The sequence below is a fragment of the Amphritea sp. HPY genome (assembly GCF_050870985.1).
Lineage (GTDB): Bacteria > Pseudomonadota > Gammaproteobacteria > Pseudomonadales > Balneatricaceae > Amphritea.
Map to the genome: position 1 here is coordinate 2,904,169 of NZ_CP194015.1, position 17,649 is coordinate 2,921,817.

16 protein-coding genes are annotated in these 17,649 nt (G+C 50.9%); 6 read left to right on the top strand and 10 right to left on the bottom strand.

The features are described 5' to 3' along the window. Window positions 1-23: 23 nt before the first annotated feature. Together ACQUQM_RS12845 and ACQUQM_RS12850 are read right to left on the bottom strand one after the other, a co-directional pair. Complete coding sequence (locus ACQUQM_RS12845) at window positions 24-689, bottom strand: hypothetical protein (RefSeq protein ID WP_432470282.1); 666 nt, start codon at window positions 687-689, stop codon at window positions 24-26. A gap of 51 nt (window positions 690-740) precedes the next feature. Further along, window positions 741-1,157 (bottom strand): hypothetical protein, encoded by a 417-nt coding sequence (locus ACQUQM_RS12850; protein ID WP_432470283.1) that lies wholly within the window; start codon window positions 1,155-1,157, stop codon window positions 741-743. A 206-nt stretch (window positions 1,158-1,363) separates the two neighbouring features. Between ACQUQM_RS12850 and ACQUQM_RS12855 the strand changes: the two genes are divergently transcribed. Continuing rightward, complete coding sequence (locus tag ACQUQM_RS12855; protein WP_432470284.1) at window positions 1,364-2,311, top strand: hypothetical protein; 948 nt, start codon at window positions 1,364-1,366, stop codon at window positions 2,309-2,311. A gap of 110 nt (window positions 2,312-2,421) precedes the next feature. Here ACQUQM_RS12855 and ACQUQM_RS12860 read toward each other — a convergent pair whose 3' ends face one another. The 3 genes from ACQUQM_RS12860 to ACQUQM_RS12870 all read right to left on the bottom strand — a co-directional run bounded on the left by ACQUQM_RS12860 (window position 2,422) and on the right by ACQUQM_RS12870 (window position 4,195). Next, window positions 2,422-2,997, bottom strand: coding sequence for an acyloxyacyl hydrolase (locus ACQUQM_RS12860; protein ID WP_432470285.1), 576 nt, complete (start codon window positions 2,995-2,997; stop codon window positions 2,422-2,424). 117 nt (window positions 2,998-3,114) lie between these two features. After that, window positions 3,115-3,630, bottom strand: a complete 516-nt coding sequence (locus ACQUQM_RS12865) for a DUF192 domain-containing protein (RefSeq protein WP_432470286.1) — start codon at window positions 3,628-3,630, stop codon at window positions 3,115-3,117. Between the two features lie 286 nt (window positions 3,631-3,916). Next, on the bottom strand, window positions 3,917-4,195 hold the full coding sequence (locus ACQUQM_RS12870; RefSeq protein WP_432470287.1) for a hypothetical protein: 279 nt from the start codon (window positions 4,193-4,195) through the stop codon (window positions 3,917-3,919). Window positions 4,196-4,489: 294 nt separating this feature from the next. Between ACQUQM_RS12870 and ACQUQM_RS12875 the strand changes: the two genes are divergently transcribed. From ACQUQM_RS12875 to ACQUQM_RS12885, 3 genes are all read left to right on the top strand, one after another. Continuing rightward, window positions 4,490-4,870, top strand: coding sequence for a DUF3461 family protein (locus ACQUQM_RS12875; protein ID WP_432470288.1), 381 nt, complete (start codon window positions 4,490-4,492; stop codon window positions 4,868-4,870). Between the two features lie 549 nt (window positions 4,871-5,419). Next, entirely contained in the window at window positions 5,420-5,824 is a 405-nt protein-coding gene (locus tag ACQUQM_RS12880) for a GNAT family N-acetyltransferase (RefSeq protein ID WP_432470289.1), read from the top strand. 77 nt (window positions 5,825-5,901) lie between these two features. Continuing rightward, window positions 5,902-6,189: an excalibur calcium-binding domain-containing protein gene (locus tag ACQUQM_RS12885; protein WP_432470290.1), complete on the top strand. Its 288-nt coding sequence runs from the start codon at window positions 5,902-5,904 to the stop codon at window positions 6,187-6,189. A gap of 598 nt (window positions 6,190-6,787) precedes the next feature. Here ACQUQM_RS12885 and ACQUQM_RS12890 read toward each other — a convergent pair. The 5 genes from ACQUQM_RS12890 to ACQUQM_RS12910 form a co-directional block, all read right to left on the bottom strand. Beyond that, a complete protein-coding gene (locus ACQUQM_RS12890) occupies window positions 6,788-8,152 on the bottom strand; it encodes an NAD-dependent succinate-semialdehyde dehydrogenase (protein WP_432470291.1) in 1,365 nt (454 codons plus the stop codon). 99 nt (window positions 8,153-8,251) lie between these two features. Beyond that, the gene (locus ACQUQM_RS12895; protein ID WP_432470292.1) at window positions 8,252-9,181 is read right to left on the bottom strand and encodes a dimethyl sulfoxide reductase anchor subunit family protein; all 930 of its coding nucleotides are present in this window, start codon (window positions 9,179-9,181) and stop codon (window positions 8,252-8,254) included. A gap of 104 nt (window positions 9,182-9,285) precedes the next feature. Further along, entirely contained in the window at window positions 9,286-9,975 is a 690-nt protein-coding gene (locus ACQUQM_RS12900; RefSeq protein WP_432470293.1) for a 4Fe-4S dicluster domain-containing protein, read from the bottom strand. A gap of 21 nt (window positions 9,976-9,996) precedes the next feature. Further along, on the bottom strand, window positions 9,997-12,951 hold the full coding sequence (locus ACQUQM_RS12905; protein ID WP_432470294.1) for a molybdopterin oxidoreductase family protein: 2,955 nt from the start codon (window positions 12,949-12,951) through the stop codon (window positions 9,997-9,999). Between the two features lie 279 nt (window positions 12,952-13,230). Then, window positions 13,231-14,670, bottom strand: a complete 1,440-nt coding sequence (locus ACQUQM_RS12910) for an aldehyde dehydrogenase family protein (RefSeq protein ID WP_432470295.1) — start codon at window positions 14,668-14,670, stop codon at window positions 13,231-13,233. A gap of 208 nt (window positions 14,671-14,878) precedes the next feature. On the opposite strand from ACQUQM_RS12910, the gene ACQUQM_RS12915 reads away from it, so the two are divergent. Further along, the gene (locus ACQUQM_RS12915; RefSeq protein ID WP_432470296.1) at window positions 14,879-16,684 is read left to right on the top strand and encodes a SulP family inorganic anion transporter; all 1,806 of its coding nucleotides are present in this window, start codon (window positions 14,879-14,881) and stop codon (window positions 16,682-16,684) included. Next, window positions 16,681-17,430 (top strand): TSUP family transporter, encoded by a 750-nt coding sequence (locus ACQUQM_RS12920; protein ID WP_432470298.1) that lies wholly within the window; start codon window positions 16,681-16,683, stop codon window positions 17,428-17,430. The genes ACQUQM_RS12915 and ACQUQM_RS12920 overlap by 4 nt, the downstream gene beginning before the upstream one ends. Window positions 17,431-17,649: the final 219 nt, after the last annotated feature.

The following is a 17,649-nucleotide window of genomic DNA, read 5'->3' on the forward strand; positions in this document are numbered from 1 at the left end:
CCCCCCCCGAAAACCCTTCTTCACTAGCCTCCGTATAAAAGGAACCATAGCGGCACTGGCGCTATAGCGACAATCAAAAGAAGAACGAAAGCGTAGAAAGGGATAATTTTGCTCATTCCGATAACCAGCGCGATGCCACCGCCACCGCCCATTAACCCATTTCCCGGCAGATTTAATAATGCCGCAATACTCAGATAGCGATACTTTACAAACAACATAGCAAGCCGTGGTGAAATTCTTTCGTTGAGAAATTTAAGCCTATCATGTTGATTTAAGGGCTCTATCTGGCGGACAAGAATGCTGGCCTTGTTAAGGTGTAGCCATTTAAGAAATCTGCACACCGAGCGTGGAGGTATCAATCTTCCAACCAAGAAGCTGATCGATAACGCTGTAAGAGTGCACAGGTACACTAATAATGCGCCCTTGCTCCCAAGCATCAACATCAGCGCCAGACCGATCTCAATGCCGGGCATAAATGGAATGGCCATCAAAAATATGTAAAGTAAAACCAGCGTCAAAATGGCCATGTTCAGCATCGAATCATGGCGGGGAAATATCTGGAAATTGATCTGCTGCGCCAGCCAGGCGCCAGCATAATTTAACACCACGATAATGCTTAAAACTAAAGCATATTTCAGATATCGGGTGAGTCGGGATGGGGCTGACCCGCTGTCATCTGATTTGAGCATACTATGCACCCAATAAAAACATTTCCATGCAATGTATCAGAGCAGGAATAACTACTCCTTCAGCACTCCTTTAAACCAGTATTCCCGGCGTGTATCCCAATACCAACGCTCTTTTGTCCAGATAAAAGTCATTTCAGCTGTACTGCCACTCACTACTCCCTGCCAACTAATTTTGCCATGGCTCGGGCTTTCAGTTACCGCTTCAAAATGGATCGTATTACCAACCACCCTGGTTGAGTACTCGCTGCTGTTAAAATTATAAGGTTCGCACGAAGTCGACGTGAAAAGCCCATTCTGAAAAATTATCTCTTCAACCTCGTCCTGGTCGAGCGCATAGCCTTGCTCGCCGTTATGGCCGATAAAACGCTTACCATCGAGCAGGCCAGACAGCTCTTCAGAACATGCAAAGTTTGCAATAAAAAGACTTAACAGCGCGAGAGATTTGAATCTGGATAGCAACCAGTACATTTTGAACACCTCCTGCGCAGGCCTTTGCTTATTCAAAGACAATGCGCAGCAAAACAAAGCTGACCACTACAATAAATTTATAACAGCAAGCAGTGCCCTAAATTTTAGCAGCAGAAACGAAAGCCCCCTGATTTTTTCGGTAAGTACTGAAACTTATACTTTTCAGCCCTGCCACTGTTTCTATGCTGCGGCGCACTGGGTACACTATGCCACTTGATATGCCGCATACAGGATTAAGCGCGATGGCCTTTTATACCGAAGAAAAAATAACCATCAATACCCTGACTGATATTACCGGTCGACCCAAATATCAGGATTCTGTACGGCCATTAAAACCACTGTTTCGTTTCGTACTTGCCGCGTATTCCTTCCCCCGTAAAATAGCCTGTTGCAGTGTCAGTAACTGTTACCAGAATCACAAGAAAGGCTATCTGGTCAGAACAAAAGACGGTGGCGATTGCAGCTTATGTGAAAGCTGCGCCAAGCGGTTTATGGACCCATCGGCGCTAAAGCCAGCCAAAGCGACCCGCAGCCGAACCAGTTCAGGTACAAGCACCGCGACCCGGAGCCGTACCCGAGCGCCTGCTGTACAAGCGGCTACCCGCCAGATAGAACTGGATACTTTCATCACAGAAAGCGCCAATATTAAGCTGCGGGTACAGCAACTCAAGCAGATGTCCAAAGGCGCAAACTGGCTATACCAGTCCCTGAGTCAGTTCCAGAAAGCCTGTCCGCCGGAACTAATCATTGCATTGAAAGAGCTACAGGCCAAAAAAGAGGAAAGCTCCGTTTTCGAGAGCCTGATCGAGAACGACGCCAGCGATCAGCAACTTCAGGATATAGAACAACTTGAAGGCCTCGACGTATTTACCGCCGATATCCGTCAACTGCTAATTGAACGGGTCCTGAAACCGCTAACCGAACTGGATGCAAAAGCGAAGGAAGGCGTACAGTCTGTCGCTATTCCGGCTGACTGGATCGATCAGGTGGAACAGAACTTTGTCGCCGCAGAAACACTGATTGCAGAAGCACAACTGTTCTTCACCGATGACAACATCAAACGCCTGCACAGCATTCCCCTGGAAGACAAAGCAGCGAAGGCATTTCGCAGCTTTCGCTGGGATTGCGATAAAGGCGCAGTGAAAAAAGGCTGACTACGGCGCTAGCAACCAGGGGTGAACTAATACATAGCCGCCATACTCCCCTGTCAGCTCACACCCAGGGCAAAAGATAAACGGACTCTGACGACCGCTTATCTCAATGCTCAGAGTGCAAAGCTATAACTAATGACCAATGAATCCGCCCCGGGGTTCTCATCAGCAAAACTGCCATTTGAAAGATGATTAACCCCTACCCCTAAGCGAGAGCTTTCACTAAACTTGTACGCCACCTCCAATCCAGATCGAAACTGAAAAGTCGAGCCCATTTTTTTAGCGCCGTTATCTTCATACAAAGCTACTGCTATGTGCGGTGTCAGCACCCAGCTCCCGCTGAATTGGAAGTCATAACGAACACCGCCGTACAGCCAGTAGGCATCATCAGAATTAGCCGCTAAACCAACTGCGGGTATCAGGTCATACATAGACTCAAGTGGCGCAGCGCGATATTCAATCCCGACTTCCGAGACAGCATCGTCGAAGGCATCAAATTCACCAACCGATATTGCTATAGCCGAAGATTGTTCAGCAAGAGCCAATGATGAGGTAGTTAAACAGAAAGCTACCAGAGTTAAAGTAGCCAGCTTGTTATTCAATCCACTGATAAAAAAAACAGAAGTGTCGCTGTCCGGGCGACCGAGCCTCATCCTGAGGAGTTTTTGAGGAGCTGGAAATGTCAGCATCTCAATATCCTCTTGCCTGCTTTTCGGGCCTTTTATTTGGGCCTGAAAATAACTTTAATAGTGTTAAAGCTAGTCACAGATAAGCAGGTCTTCAAGCCATAAACCTGTATTCAGTAATCAATGGCGACCCGGCAACAGGTTCGGAATCATAACTCGTGTTTTACTGTCGATCTGATGCTTATGAACAAAACCCGGCCGGGTTTCAATAACATAGCGAACATTCGCGGCGCTATAAACAGAACAGGGCTCGCCAGCCACACAAGGAGCAACACTCTCAACCGTAGCCAGTACATATCCGGCTGCAGAGACAAAGATAATATCTATAGAAATCAACATTCCCTTCATCCAGATACGGGTATCCTGATGCGGATTAGACTCCAATAACAAGCCAGTTCCGGGAGGGATTTCCGACACCCCCGCCAGCCCCCTTTTTTTATCTGTCGGAGATACCAGCGGAGTCAGTTTAAGCTGCACGGAACGATACTTATGCGATTGCTGAAAGGTAGCGATCAAAGCATCGGTATGATCGGCGCCATAACTCAAACCAGAAATGCTGCTAAGAATAAGCAGCATGAATATGCATAAGCGCGGATAGCGATAGTGAACAGAGGCGGTATGCCTGACCTGTCGCACAGTTCGCTTTCTATACAGCACGGCGAATATCAATCAGATGCGTCATCTATGCAGTATATACGGGGGTTCAGAATTCACCTCAGTCGCCACATGACAATCAATTAACAGGTATTATTCTGCTTCAGAACACTCACTCGCTTTACCCAGAGGACCGGTTAATCAAGCCAGTCATGAAGGTATTTTCAGAGCGAAAAAAAAGCCGCTAAACAGCGGCTTAAAAGTGCGTAAAAAAGAAAACAAGGAACAACATCAAACGAGGTCTTAATTAACCGGAATAACCTTACTGTTAATTAACCACCAGCGGCTCATCCTGAGCGGCATTCTTCTGTACCAGAGCTGCCTCAGCCATCTTGCGGCCAAACACCTCCATTACATCAATATTGGCATCCGGATCGGCACTGGCCTCATCCATCGCATCGACCATCGCCTGCACCGTTGGCAGGGTCTTTTCTACCAGCTGCTGAATATAAAATTCCGGGGAAGTGCCGGTGTACTTGTGGTAACGGTCGAACAGCTCAACAGTTTCTGGCTGGAGCTCAACTTTAACGAAAGACTTAGTAGCCATAACCCGACTATCTCCTACATGTTATTTTCTTATAAGGACGCTGACTCCGGTGCCACCACACACCTGCGATTCAGCCCGCCAGAGCAAATCTAATGTCGCTGCCAGCGGTATGATCTAACTATATGAAATGCGTTACTGCAGGTTTAGAACCAGAAAAAAAGCCGGCTTAGAGCCAGATCAGACACGCTGGTCATATCAATGGCATCAAACTGGTCCTACTGTTTCCAGATCGCTGAATTATTCTAGAAGCTGGCCAAAACACGCATCTAATTATGATAATAAGCAGGTAGAACAATGTCCGAATACACTACTCTTCAGGCGATGGGACTGACCGAGATCGATAGCATCAGTCACTACAAGCTAAGCAATAAAGACGATCAGGAAATACTGAAGATCTACTTCAAGCGCCCGGAAGGCTCTACCCTGCCGAACAGCAGCAGCTTCTGCTTTGAGCGGAATAAAGTAGTTGCCGCCGACAGCAAAGCCCAGGCCCAGAGTAGTAAGAACAGTGGTAGCGACCCGGTTCTTATCGGCGCAATCGACGAGCTCAACAGCCTGTCCAAGGCCCATAACAACGGCGACCGCCGCGCAATCCTGCTCAACGAGCTCGACCGCCTGGAGCAGGTAATGGCATCGAAGATACGTGAATTGCGGGAAGACTTAGCGCGCATCTAAAAACCGGAACGGTTTTAGAAGCAAGTGGCTAGACCGCAGCTTCGCTGCTAGCTAGAACGGAGCCTTCAGCTCCTGCTAGTGGCTAGAAAAATCATAAAAGCAGCTGCTAGATCGTCGCTTCGCGACTAGCTAGAACGGAAGGCAAGCCTTCCTGCTAGTGGCTAGAAAAATCCTTCTTTATCAGTTGCATTGCCTGCCCGAAAGAACATACCGCTGTAAGCAATTGCAGCAGAAAAAAGCGCCTACAGGCGCTTTTTTTGTGCCTGACGGAAAACATACAACCCTGTTTAACCACTCCTTTTGACCTGCACCATCAATATTCAGAATTTCTCTGACCCAACCCACTTTAATCCATTGATGGATTGTGCAAGGATAGTCATCAGTTTGACGTGTTTTCACAAATGGACACCAAGTAAGTTAAGGAAAGCTTATGGATATCAATACGTTGCCCCTCCCCTCCAAATCCCATTCCGGAGTTATACGTCAAATTGACGTGTTATATCACGTCAATTTGACGTCTATTTAGCTGTTATATTTTCTAAGAGAACAATGATGTATTCGAAAGATGATTATCAAATTCATGACAAGCGTAATATGGTTCAATTAGATAAAGTTGAATCATTACTTAGAAAGTCATATTGGGCTAATGAAAGAGATATTGAAACTATTAAAATCTCAATAGAAAATAGTGTTTGTTTTTCTCTATTCCATGATGAAAACCAAGTTGGTTTTGGACGAGTTGTCACAGATTTTGCCTCAGTTGCATATGTCGCTGATGTCATTGTTGACCCTAAACATCGTGGCAAAGGTCTTGGCAAGTGGCTAGTAGAAACAATGATTAATGATCCTAGATGGAAAAATAAATTCCAATTTCTTGTAACAGATGATGCACATGCTTTGTATGAGAAATTTGGTTTTTCTGGTAGTCACAAACTAATGAGTACAAAAATATAACAAGGCAAAGCATTTGGACTCGCTGCGCGAGCCCATGTTTGCGGCGTTATAGTTTTCTCTGACATAGGATGTTGAGTTTGAAAAAGATCATTATTCTCGCGCTTATCGGTTTTACCGCTTGGAACTACTACTCCAAAAATTCAGGCACTACTCATAACTCCGTTTCTGTCCCCGCTGCTGTCGCAGAGCAACGCAGCGATACTTTTTATCAGCAGCCAACTTCAAACTTTAGGTGTGATGGTCGAGAGCATTGCAGTCAAATGACCTCAAGAGCAGAAGCTGTTTTCTTTATAAACAACTGTCCAAATACCAAAATGGACGGCGACCGTGATGGGGTTCCTTGCGAAAATGATTCTCGGTTCTGACATGAAAAACTATAACAAGGCATTCAACTTCCGCCAGCAAGCTGGCTCGGAACTCCAAACCGCTGCGCGGTTTTCCGTTCCGTTAATGCGGCGTTAACGTCCGTCAAAAACCAAAAAACGCGCCCAAAGGCGCGTTTTTTCCTACTCAAATCGCTTACACCGTAAGCACTCCGCTGACCACGCACCAAAACCTATAAAGAAGGCTTTTACGCTTTTTCTAGCTACTAGCAGGAGGGCTTGCCCTCCGTTCTAGCCAGTCGCGAAGCGACGATCTAGCTACTGCTTTTTTAAGCGACCCAAATCGACTTAGTATTACAAAACTCCCGAATACCACTGATTCCCAATTCCCGACCCTAAAAAGTGGGGTCAGATGAAACTTTCTGGAGTCATTTCAAAAACAAAAAAACGCGCCCAAAGGCGCGTTTTTTTCCTACTCAAATCCCTTACACCGTAAGCACTCCGCTGACCACGCACCAAACCTCATAAAGAAGGCCCTTACGTTTTTTCTAGCTACTAGCAGGAGGGCTTGCCCTCCGTTCTAGCTAGCAGCGAAGCTGCGGTCTAGCCACTTGCTTAATCAAACGGCTGCGCCGTTTGATTAAGCGACCCAAATCGACTTGGTATTACAGAATTCCCGAATACCACTGATTCCCAATTCCCGACCCAGGCCAGAGGCTTTGACGCCGCCGAACGGCATGCGGATATCGCTGGCAACCTGAGCGTTGAGGAAAGCGTTACCGACATCGATCTGACGCAGCATCGCTTCGCCCTTCTCCAGGTCTTCGGTCCAGATACTGGCACCTAAACCAAAGCGGGTTGCATTGGCCTGTGCCACCGCATCCGCTTCATCCCGTACTGCAATGATCGCAGCGACCGGGCCGAAGATCTCTTCGTTATAGGCGGTCATACCCAGCTTGACGTTGTTGAGTACTGTCGGCGCAAAGTAGTAACCATCACCGGGCAGATTCTCACCACCGGTCAACAGCTGTGCGCCCTCATCCAGGCTGGCCTGTACCTGCTGCTGAACCTTATCCCGCAGGTCGGCACGGGCCATCGGCGCGATAGTCGTCTCAGCCTGCATCGGATCGCCCTGGCGCAGTTTGTTAACCCGCTCAACCATCATGGCTGTGAACTCTTCGATTCGGCTTGGCACCACCAAAAAGCGTTTCGCTGCGATACAGATCTGACCGGCATTCGCAAAACGGGCCCGCATCGCTGCGTCCATCGCTTTTTCAAGGTCAGCATCATCCAGGATGATGAACGGATCGGAACCACCCAGCTCCAGCACGACTTTCTTCAGGTGCTGTCCGGCCAGCGCAGCGATCTGACGCCCGGCGCCTTCGCTGCCGGTGAAGGCAACGCCCTGCACCCGGTGATCGGCGATCACCTGCCCGGTCTGTTCTACAGAAATAGTCAGGTCGGTTACCAGGCCTTCCGGCGCACCGGCATCGCGCAGGATCTGCTCGATCGCTTTAGCGCAACGGGGTACATTCGGCGCATGCTTGAGCAACACACCATTACCCGCCATCAGCGCCGGAACCAGGCAACGGAACACCTGCCACAGGGGGAAGTTCCACGGCATAATCGCCAGTACGATACCCAGTGGCTGATAGCTGATCAGGCTGCGGCGGGCTGGCGTTTCCACCAGTTCATCCTGCAACATCTCTGCGGAATGCTCGGCATAATAACTACAGGCCAGGGCACATTTATCGACTTCGCCTAACGCTTCACTGAGCAACTTACCCATCTCCAGCGAGATAGTTTCTGCCAGAGACTGACGCTGCTGATGCAGCTCGGTCGCGACCGCTTTCAACAGCTGAGAACGTTCATCAAACGAGCTGGCCGCCCAGGCATGGGCAGTGGTTTCAGCCTGGTTCAGGCGCTGTTCCAACTGTACGTCGGTCAGCTGATCAAACTGTTCCAGCAGTTCACCGGTCGCAGGATTACGGGTTTCAAAGTTCATTAAATCTGTCTCCGTCTGTGGAATTAAACTGCTACTACAGCTCACCTGTTGCAGAATTACCGGTTTCAAACTTCATCGAATCGGTTTTCGTCAGTAAAATTAAACTGTCTGATCACCGTGGAACAGGCGTACCACGTGGCGTGCCTCAGCGAAGAACAACCAACGCTCAACCAGCAGGCCTGCAACAGTCAATAGCGCAGCAACAACCAGTAACGTGCTGCTACCGGTCAGCAACAGCAGGAACGGCACGACAAATGCCAGCACCAGCATCAGCAGGCGCAGACGTACCAGCTTGTTCGCTTCGACGGTGTAGCCAAATTCATTATTCAGGAAACTGTTAGAGGTATGACCCTGATCCAGCAGACGCACGCTGGCCTGGGTAAAACCGGTCGCGGTATTGATGGTGCTGCCGGCGGGCTTGCCGATCCAGAACAGATATACCAGTTTGCCAACAGCACCGAGTACCAGCAGTGAAAGTGACAATACCTGCAGCGTACCCGACAGATCACCGGAGATGATCGCCTGCACAGTCGCCAGCAACAAAGAACCGGACATCAGACCCAGCGCAATGTAGTTAATCGGCGTCAGGGAGGAGTTCCACTGGCGGATTGTCTTCAGGCTGGCGTAGATCATACTAGTGCAAAACAGGGTAACCATCGCCAGTACTGCGCCAATAATACCGGCCAGCAGAGGAATACCTGTTACATCGCTCCCGCCGAACCAGATACCCGCCAGATAGATCAGTACAAATGGGTAGAACAGCACCGCAAACACAGCCTCACGGGACAACCATGAAGTCTTGAAGCGGCTGAAAGAACGCCAGGCATTCTTAGGGTTTGCAAGGTGCAGCGTAGATGACAACAGGCCAACCGTAATCAACACCAGTGACAGGATGCCGCCACTGAGCAGTACTGCGCTGTTTTGCAACTGCGCCAGACCACTAAGGTGACCCAACACCAGCAATGTCAGCAGGCCGTAACCCGCGCCGGACATCACCGTAAATACAAGAACTGAAAAAGCCGGATGCATAGTAAAGACTCCGTTTTTCTATTGGCTAATATTTTAATAACCAACAATTTTTATAATTTTTCTAAGTAACAGCCGGGATCATTTATGACCCCGGCTAAACCTGCTTATCGAGCAATAACTTTGTTCACCCAGTCTTTAACTGTCGCCGCTACAGACCTTGGCTCATATACCTCCACAACCGGCTTATTGCGCGGTGGCAGGTAGGTATTGACCGGGTTGTAACCCAGCTCAGGCATCAGCTGTTTACCGGCACGATCACGTACCAGCTGGCTGACTTCTGAATTCGGATCATCAAAGTCACCGAATACCCGCGACTTAGTCGGACAGGTCATAACACAGGCCGGCTTACGCTCGTCTTGCGGCAGTTTTTCGTCGTAAATACGATCCACGCATAAGGTACACTTCTTCATCGTGCCTTCATGGGGATCCAACTCACGGGCGCCGTACGGGCAAGCCCATGAACACAAGTTACAACCCATGCACTTATCCTGGTCGACCAGAACGATGCCATCCTCTTCACGCTTGTAGGATGCGCCGGTCGGGCATACAGTAACGCAGGCCGCGTTATCGCAATGCATACAGGACATCGGCATGTTTACAGTTTTACTGTTCGGTGTATCGTCCACTTCATAGGTACGGATACGGTTCAGCCATGCGCCATTCGGATCACGGCCGTACGGGTCTTTATCGGACAGCGGGCCGATGGTGCCAGAGGTGTTCCACTGCTTACACGCAGTGGCGCAACCGTGACAACCAACACAGGTATCCAGATCAACTACCAGACCTAATTTCATATTCTTATTCTCCGTCTGCAGTTACTTCTCGCCGCGGGTCAGAACGTCTGACATCGGGCGGACCAGATTGACATTTTTATGGGAGCTGTAGCTCAGCATATCCGGAGACTGCTTTGCATTCGGCTGAGGTTTCAGTGCTGCAAAACTCGGCCATGATCCCGTTTCACCTGATGCTGCCGGGGTGATCTTCACCCGCAGGTCATACCAGGCTGCCTGTCCGGTGACAGGGTCGGAGTTAGTAATACGGTCTTCCTTATCGCCCTTTTGTGGCAACAGTTCAGAGATCAGGTGGTTCATCAGGAAGCCGTCGGTCGCTTCATTGGCATCATCCTTCAGGCCCCAGGCGCCGCTGCGCTTACCGATCGCATTCCAGGTCCAGACGGTCTGTTCGTTGGTGCCTTCCATCAGTTTGACCTGACAGCGAATCTTACCGTTATGGGATTCAACCCAGACCCAGGACAGATCTTCGATACCATCGCGCTCGGCAGCAACGCGGTTCATGTACAGATAGTTCTGCGACATGATCTGGCGCAACCAGGCGTTCTGGCTGTCCCAGCTGTGGTACATGAACATCGGACGCTGGTTCACCGCATGGTACGGATACTCCTCACGATCGATGCGCTGCTCCTCCAATGGCATGTAGTAGATTGGCAGCGGATCAAAGTACTTAACCAGACGCTCTTTATGGTGCTCTTCGGTCGGCATCGGACCGTCATACAAGCCCTGCCCCGCCAGACGGAAGGTCTGCAGTTTTTCAGAGTACAGTTCGATCACGATCTGATTAGTCGAACCAACCCATGAGGCTTCTTTAGCCAGGGTCAGGTAATCCAGGTTAGCGTGCCGCATATAGCGCTGATTAGGTTTCAGCTTCTGTTCGAAGAAACCTTCATTCTCTTCATAGGCTTCCCACTGGCGAGGGTTTGGCTCACCACGCAGGGATTTATCACCGTCTTTGCCGCGGTAACCCGCGAGGAAACCGATACCCGGCTCTTTCTCAAAGTTGATGATGAAATCTTTATAGCCGTTGTACTTCGGCTTGCCTTCCGGACTGGTGAATGCAGGGAAGCCAAGGCGACCCGCCATCTCAACCATCACTTCCTGCCAGGACATCACATCGCGGTCAGGCTCAATCACCGGAATACGTACCGCGTCACAGGCCGCATCCGGCTCAGAGATCGGACGATCCAGCATGGAGATAGTGTCGTAACGTTCCAGATACGTGGTATCCGGCAGCACCAGATCAGAGTAAGCCACCATCTCGGAGTTAAAGGCATCAGAGCAGACGATGAATGGGATCTTATACTCGCCGTCATCCTCTTTCGCGCACAGCATATCCAGAGTCTGGGCGGTGTTCATGCTGGAGTTCCAGGCCATGTTGGCCATGAACAGCATCAGCGTATCGATCTTGTATGGATCACCCTTCACCGCATTGCTGATAACCATGTGCATCAGGCCGTGACATGAGATAGGTGCATCCCAGCTGTAGGCTTTGTCGATACGTAGCGGATTACCTTCAGCATCGATCACCAGATCTTCAGGGCTGGTAGGGAAACCCAATGGTGGCGATTTCAGCGGTGTATTCGGCGCCATCTCTTTTGCTGGCTTTATGCCAGGCGGGATATGCTTAGGGAACGGTGGCTTGGCCAGATGGCCCCCCGGGCAATCAATGGTACCCAGCAACACTTGCAGCAAGTGAATTGCACGGCAGGTCTGGAAACCGTTGGAGTGCGCAGAAACACCGCGCATCGCGTGCATCGATACCGGACGGCCGATGAACTTGTCCTGCTTACGACCCGCCCAGTCGGTCCACTCAATATCGAGAGTGATGGTTTCCTTGAACGCAACATGGGCCATTTCCAGCGCCATACGTTCGATATCTTCAGCGGCAACGCCACACTCTTTAGCGGCTACTTCAGGCGAGTACTGCTCATCCAGGTATTTCTCTAGCAGGATGCTCATCGCAGTACGCAGTGGCGTGCCATCGGGAGCAGTGTATTCGCCAAACAGCGCAGGATTAACATCCGGCAGGTTGGCATCGACGTATTCTTCTTTAACCAGGTCCCAAACCTGAGGTTGTTCGCCCTTACCTTCTGCTAAAGAGCCACGGTAGAACAGACCATCACCCACTTTACCCGGGGTGTTCACAACCAGCTGCGCAGAGTTGGTATAACGGATCAGGAACTCTTCATCAACCAGCTGATTCTTCAGCAGTACATGAACCATGGACAGCGCCAGGATGCCATCGGTGCCCGGGCGGATCGCCACCCACTCATCGGCAATCGCCTGATAACCGGTGCGTACCGGGTTGACCGCAACAAACTTAGCGCCGCGCTCTTTGAGCTTTTTCAAACCCAGCTTAATCGGGTTCGAGGCGTGATCTTCTGCCACCCCCCACATCATAAAGTACTTAGTGTTGTCCCAGTCCGGATCGCCGAATTCCCAGAACGCATGGCCCATAGTGTACAAACCACCAGCCGCCATATTGACGGAGCAGAAACCACCGTGCGCGGCCCAGTTGATGGTACCAAACTGGCTAGCCCACATACCGGTCAGTGCCTGCATCTGGTCTCGGCCTGTGAAGTAAGCCAGCTGCTTAGGATCGGTAGCACGGATTTTAGCCAGACGCTTTTCCAGCATATCCAGCGCCCGTTCCCAGGAGATCTCTTCAAACTCACCGGCGCCACGCTCAGTACCCGGCTTACGCAGTAAAGGAGAGCTCAGCTTGGCTGGCGAATACTGCTTCATGATGCCGGAGTTACCCTTAGCACAAAGCACCCCCTTATTGACCGGATGGTTCGGGTTACCCTGAATAAAGCGAACCTTGTTATCCTCAACTGTCACTTTGATGCCGCAGCGACAGGCACACATATAACAGGTGGTGTATTTGGTCTGTTGATTGTCGCGGTCTTCGAAGACCGGCAGATCTGACCCGGTCAGGGTCGGGTCAACAGTTTGAATAGTGGCTTGGCTTGTCATATTTATTATCACCGTAGCGTCATGGAGTCGCTTGAGCTGCTCACCCATGTATTCGTAAATGCCGTAAATTTGAGAGTCAGTAGTTAGCAGCTGGTATGACAGCTATAAGAATCTGACTCTTCCATTTATGCTATGGATTGGATGCAAGCCACACAATGACCAGACTGAAACGACCGATGGGGCCAGCCGATGAATACAAGGGTGCACTGGTACTAACCAGCGCCGACAGATACAAAAATGGCCGCATAAAGCGGCCATTACATAAACAGATATGAGGGGTTAAGCGTCAGACCAACCGGTAACCGCTTTCACTTCCAGGAACTCTTCCAGCCCCCAGCTGCCACCTTCACGGCCATTACCGGATTGACCATAGCCACCAAAGGGTGCGCCAGCGCCCATCGGTTCACCGTTGATCTGCACCATACCGGAGCGCAACCGACGCGCAACACGGCTTGCCTTATCGCTATCCTGGGTCTGGATATAGTTGGTCAGACCGTAAGGGGTATCGTTAGCAATACGGATAGCTTCCGCTTCAGTATCAAACGGAATAATCGACAATACCGGACCAAAGATCTCTTCCCGTGCGATGCTCATCTCATTGTTAACGTCAGCAAACACCGTAGGGCGTACAAAGTAACCACGCTCCAGCCCTTCCGGCTTGCCTAACCCGCCAGCGACCAGTCGGGCACCTTCATCGATACCCCTGCCGATCAGATCCTGAATCTTACTGTACTGCAACTCAGATACTACCGGTCCGATATGACGCCCTTCCTTCGAAGCGATATCCACCGTCGTTTTGGCTGCCACATCTGCCGCAGTCGCTACCGCCTGATCATAAACGGAACGTTCGACCAGCATTCGGGTCGGCGCGTTACAAGACTGTCCGGTGTTATTAAAGCAATGGCGCACGCCACGGGTGACCGCTTTTTCATCGGCATCGGCAAACACCAGGTTAGCGCCTTTACCACCCAGCTCGAGGCTGACACGCTTCACCGTATCGGCGGCATTTTTAGAGATTGCCACGCCGGCTCTTGTCGAACCGGTAAAAGAGATCATATCCACATCCGGGTGCCCCGATAACCGCGTGCCTACGCCCGGGCCATCGCCATTCACCAGGTTAAATACCCCTGCTGGGAAGCCCGCCTCATCGATCATCTCGGCAAACAGCAGTGACGACAGTGGCGAAATTTCAGACGGCTTCAGCACCATAGTACAACCGGCAGCCAGCGCTGCGATAACCTTCAGCGCCACCTGGTTCATCGGCCAGTTCCACGGCGTGATCAGGCCGCAGACACCGATCGGTTCATACATAATATGGTTACCCGGTGCATGATCCCCCAGCGGTTGCTCAAACTCGAAATTCTGCAGCGCCCGGATCAGGTTTTTAATATGCCCGGCACCAGCGCCCCACTGGGCCGTTTGTGCCAGCGCCAGCGGCGCCCCCATCTCCATAGAAATCGCGGTCGCCATCTCAGCCGAGCGGGTTTTATAGATACTGTAGAGCTTATCCAGTAACGCTAACCTCTGCTCTTTACTGGTCTGGCTCCAGCTATCAAATGCACTGTTCGCAGCGGCAACGGCAGCGTCGGCATCAGCTTCAGACCCCAGAGAAATAACAGCGCAGGGCTCTTCAGTCGAGGGATTAATCACATCAAAATCGTTCGCCTGTGCAGGTGAAACCCACTGCCCGTTAATATAAAACTCGCGCTTATCCAACATCCTGATCACCCCGTCCATTATTCGTTATGTTTTAGCTATACAGTTATAGTAAGGGTTAGTACTTATAAAACAAGGCGACGCACAGTAGTGGCATTAAAATTTACCCTGATCTGGTTCTACAGCTACCGGGGAACTATACGTAAGATCCTGTTCCATAAGCCGTAAAAGCGTTTACGATAACAATATAAAAACGATAAAAGGTTGTGTAATGCTCAATAAAGCAGGTCTCAACAGCAGTAACAAAAGCACAGCACTGACCCGTTTTCTGCCGTTCCTGGTCTGGTTGCGCCTGATTACTCCCGCCAAAGCACGGGATGATCTGTTCGCCGGCCTGACCAACGCTGTTATCGTTTTGCCGCAAGGTGTCGCCTACGCGCTGATCGCCGGCATGCCGCCGGAGTACGGACTCTACGCGGCGATAGTACCGGCCATAATTGCCGCCCTGTTCGGTTCATCATGGCACTTAATTTCCGGCCCGACGGCGGCACTGTCTATCGTGGTGTTCACCACGGTCAGCCCACTGGCTACGCCCGGATCACCTGAATTTATCAATCTGGTACTGGCGCTGACCCTGATGGCCGGTCTGTTCCAGTTACTGCTGGCCTTCTTCCGCTTCGGCACTCTGGTTAACTTTGTTTCGCACTCTGTAGTGGTCGGCTTCACCACCGGGGCGGCGATCGTCATCGCCTCAAGCCAGGTGAAGAACATCCTGGGCATCAGTATCGAAAGCAGCGGCGCTTTCGTCTCGACCTGGCAAGGCGTATTTGAAGCCGCCCACAATACCAATTTCTACGCAGTATCTGTTGCTGCAGTCACCGTGGTTTGCTGCCTGCTGGTGAAAAAATTGCTGCCACGCTGGCCTAACATGCTGATCGCCATGGTTATCAGCAGTGCTTACGCCTGGTGGTTGGGTGCCGCCGATAAAGGTATACAACTGGTTGGCGAGATTCCCGGCAGCCTGCCACCTTTCCTGTTCCCACAGATGGACGCAGACTCTCTCTATGATCTGGCACCCGGCGCTATCGCTATCGGTCTGCTAGGCCTCGTCGAAGCCGTATCTATCGCCCGCTCTGTCGCGACCCGGTCTCGTCAGAGCATCAATGGTAATCAGGAATTCTATGGCCAGGCGCTGTCGAACATCGTCGGTTCCGTGTTCTCATCCTATGCCTCATCCGGCTCGTTCACCCGTACCGGCGTGAATTACTCTTCCGGTGCAAAAACACCACTTGCAGCGATTATTGCGGCGATCTCACTGGCGATTATCGTACTGGTATTTGCCGATCTGACCAGCTATGTGCCGATTCCGAGCATGGCCGGACTGCTATTGATCGTGTCCTGGAACCTGATCGATTTCCATCATATACAGAGCATATTCAAAGCCGGTAAATCCGAGTTCGCGGTACTGGCTGTAACCTTCTGCGCAACCCTGGTGATGGCGCTGGAATTCGCCATCTATCTGGGCGTTATCCTGTCGCTGGTGTTCTACCTTAAACGTACCTCCCAGCCGACTATTGTCGAAGTGTTACCCGATCCCAACAGCCCGACCCCGTTCTTTAACCCGGCCCACAACGATCAGCAACCTCGCTGCCCACAGCTGCGTATCATCCGTATCGAGGGCTCACTGTTTTTCGGTGCTGTGAACTATGTGAAGGATTATCTGGAAAGCATAACCGAGCCTAATGTGCTGATCGTCGGCAACGGCATGAACCATATCGATATTGCCGGCGCTGAAATGCTGATGCATGAAGCCCAGCGCCGCCGGGATAAAGGCCATGCCCTGTACCTCAGCAATCTGAAGACCCAGGTCGATGACTATCTGGGCCGTGGCGAATTCCGGACTGAGATCGGCGATGAACAGATATTCAGCTCCAAAGGGATCGCTATTACCCAGATCTACAGTCGCCTCGATGCAAATATCTGTAAGGCTTGTAACAGCCGTATCTTTATCGAGTGTAAGCCCGAGATCATTACAACCACAGCAGACATCCCAACAGATGATCTGGTCGCTAAATGAATGATCTGCTACCGCTGATTCCCTTTATAGCCATTATTGCGTTTGCCACTTACGTACAGACCGTTACCGGCTTTGCCCTGGGCATGATCGTCATGGGCGCCGTCACCACATTCGACCTGGTGCCGATCGCCTTTACTTCTGTGGTAGTCAGCGCAGTCACTTTCATCAACGGTGCCGTTGCCCTGAAAGGCAATTTCGATGCGGTGGATACCAAGCGGGTGCTGATCACTTGTAGCGCAATGTTTCCTGCGATCATGGGCGGACTGCTGCTACTCGATTATATGAGCAGCGATTTCAACAGCCTGCTGCAACTGTTGCTGGGCATTACCATTATCGCAGCCGGATTGATGATAATGCTCAAACCTGAGCCGATGGCTAAACCCTCCTCCAACCTGATGTTCGCCGGCTCCGGTGCAGTCGCCGGACTGATGGCCGGGCTGTTCAGCATGGCCGGACCACCGCTGGTATACCTGTTCTACCGCCAGCCATTCGAGTTGATCACCATCCGCCTCTGCCTGCTCAGCATCTTCCTGCTCAGCGCCGTCGGCCGTACCACCATGGTCGGCGCCCAAGGCGGTCTGACCCTGGACATGCTGATCTTCTCCGCAGTCTGCATCCCGATGGTGGCCCTGTTCACCTGGATCGGGAAGAATTATCCGCCACGGGTTAGCCCGAACACACTTCGCCGGATGGCTTTTTTCCTGTTAATAATTATCGGCGCAAGTTTGGTGGTTAAGAATATTTAACGGGCTGACAGAGACCGCTGAACAAGTTCAGCTTGCTAGACCGCGGCTTCGCCGCTAGCTAGAACGCGCTACGCGCTTGTTAGTGGCTAGAAAAATCTTTAAAAACATTCTTAATTACCACCATACTTTTGCTCAAATCTTGCACTGTGTAAGCTAATGCTTATAGCAATTTTCTTTCAAGCTGACTAAATGTGGGAGTGACGCCCCGTCACGATAATG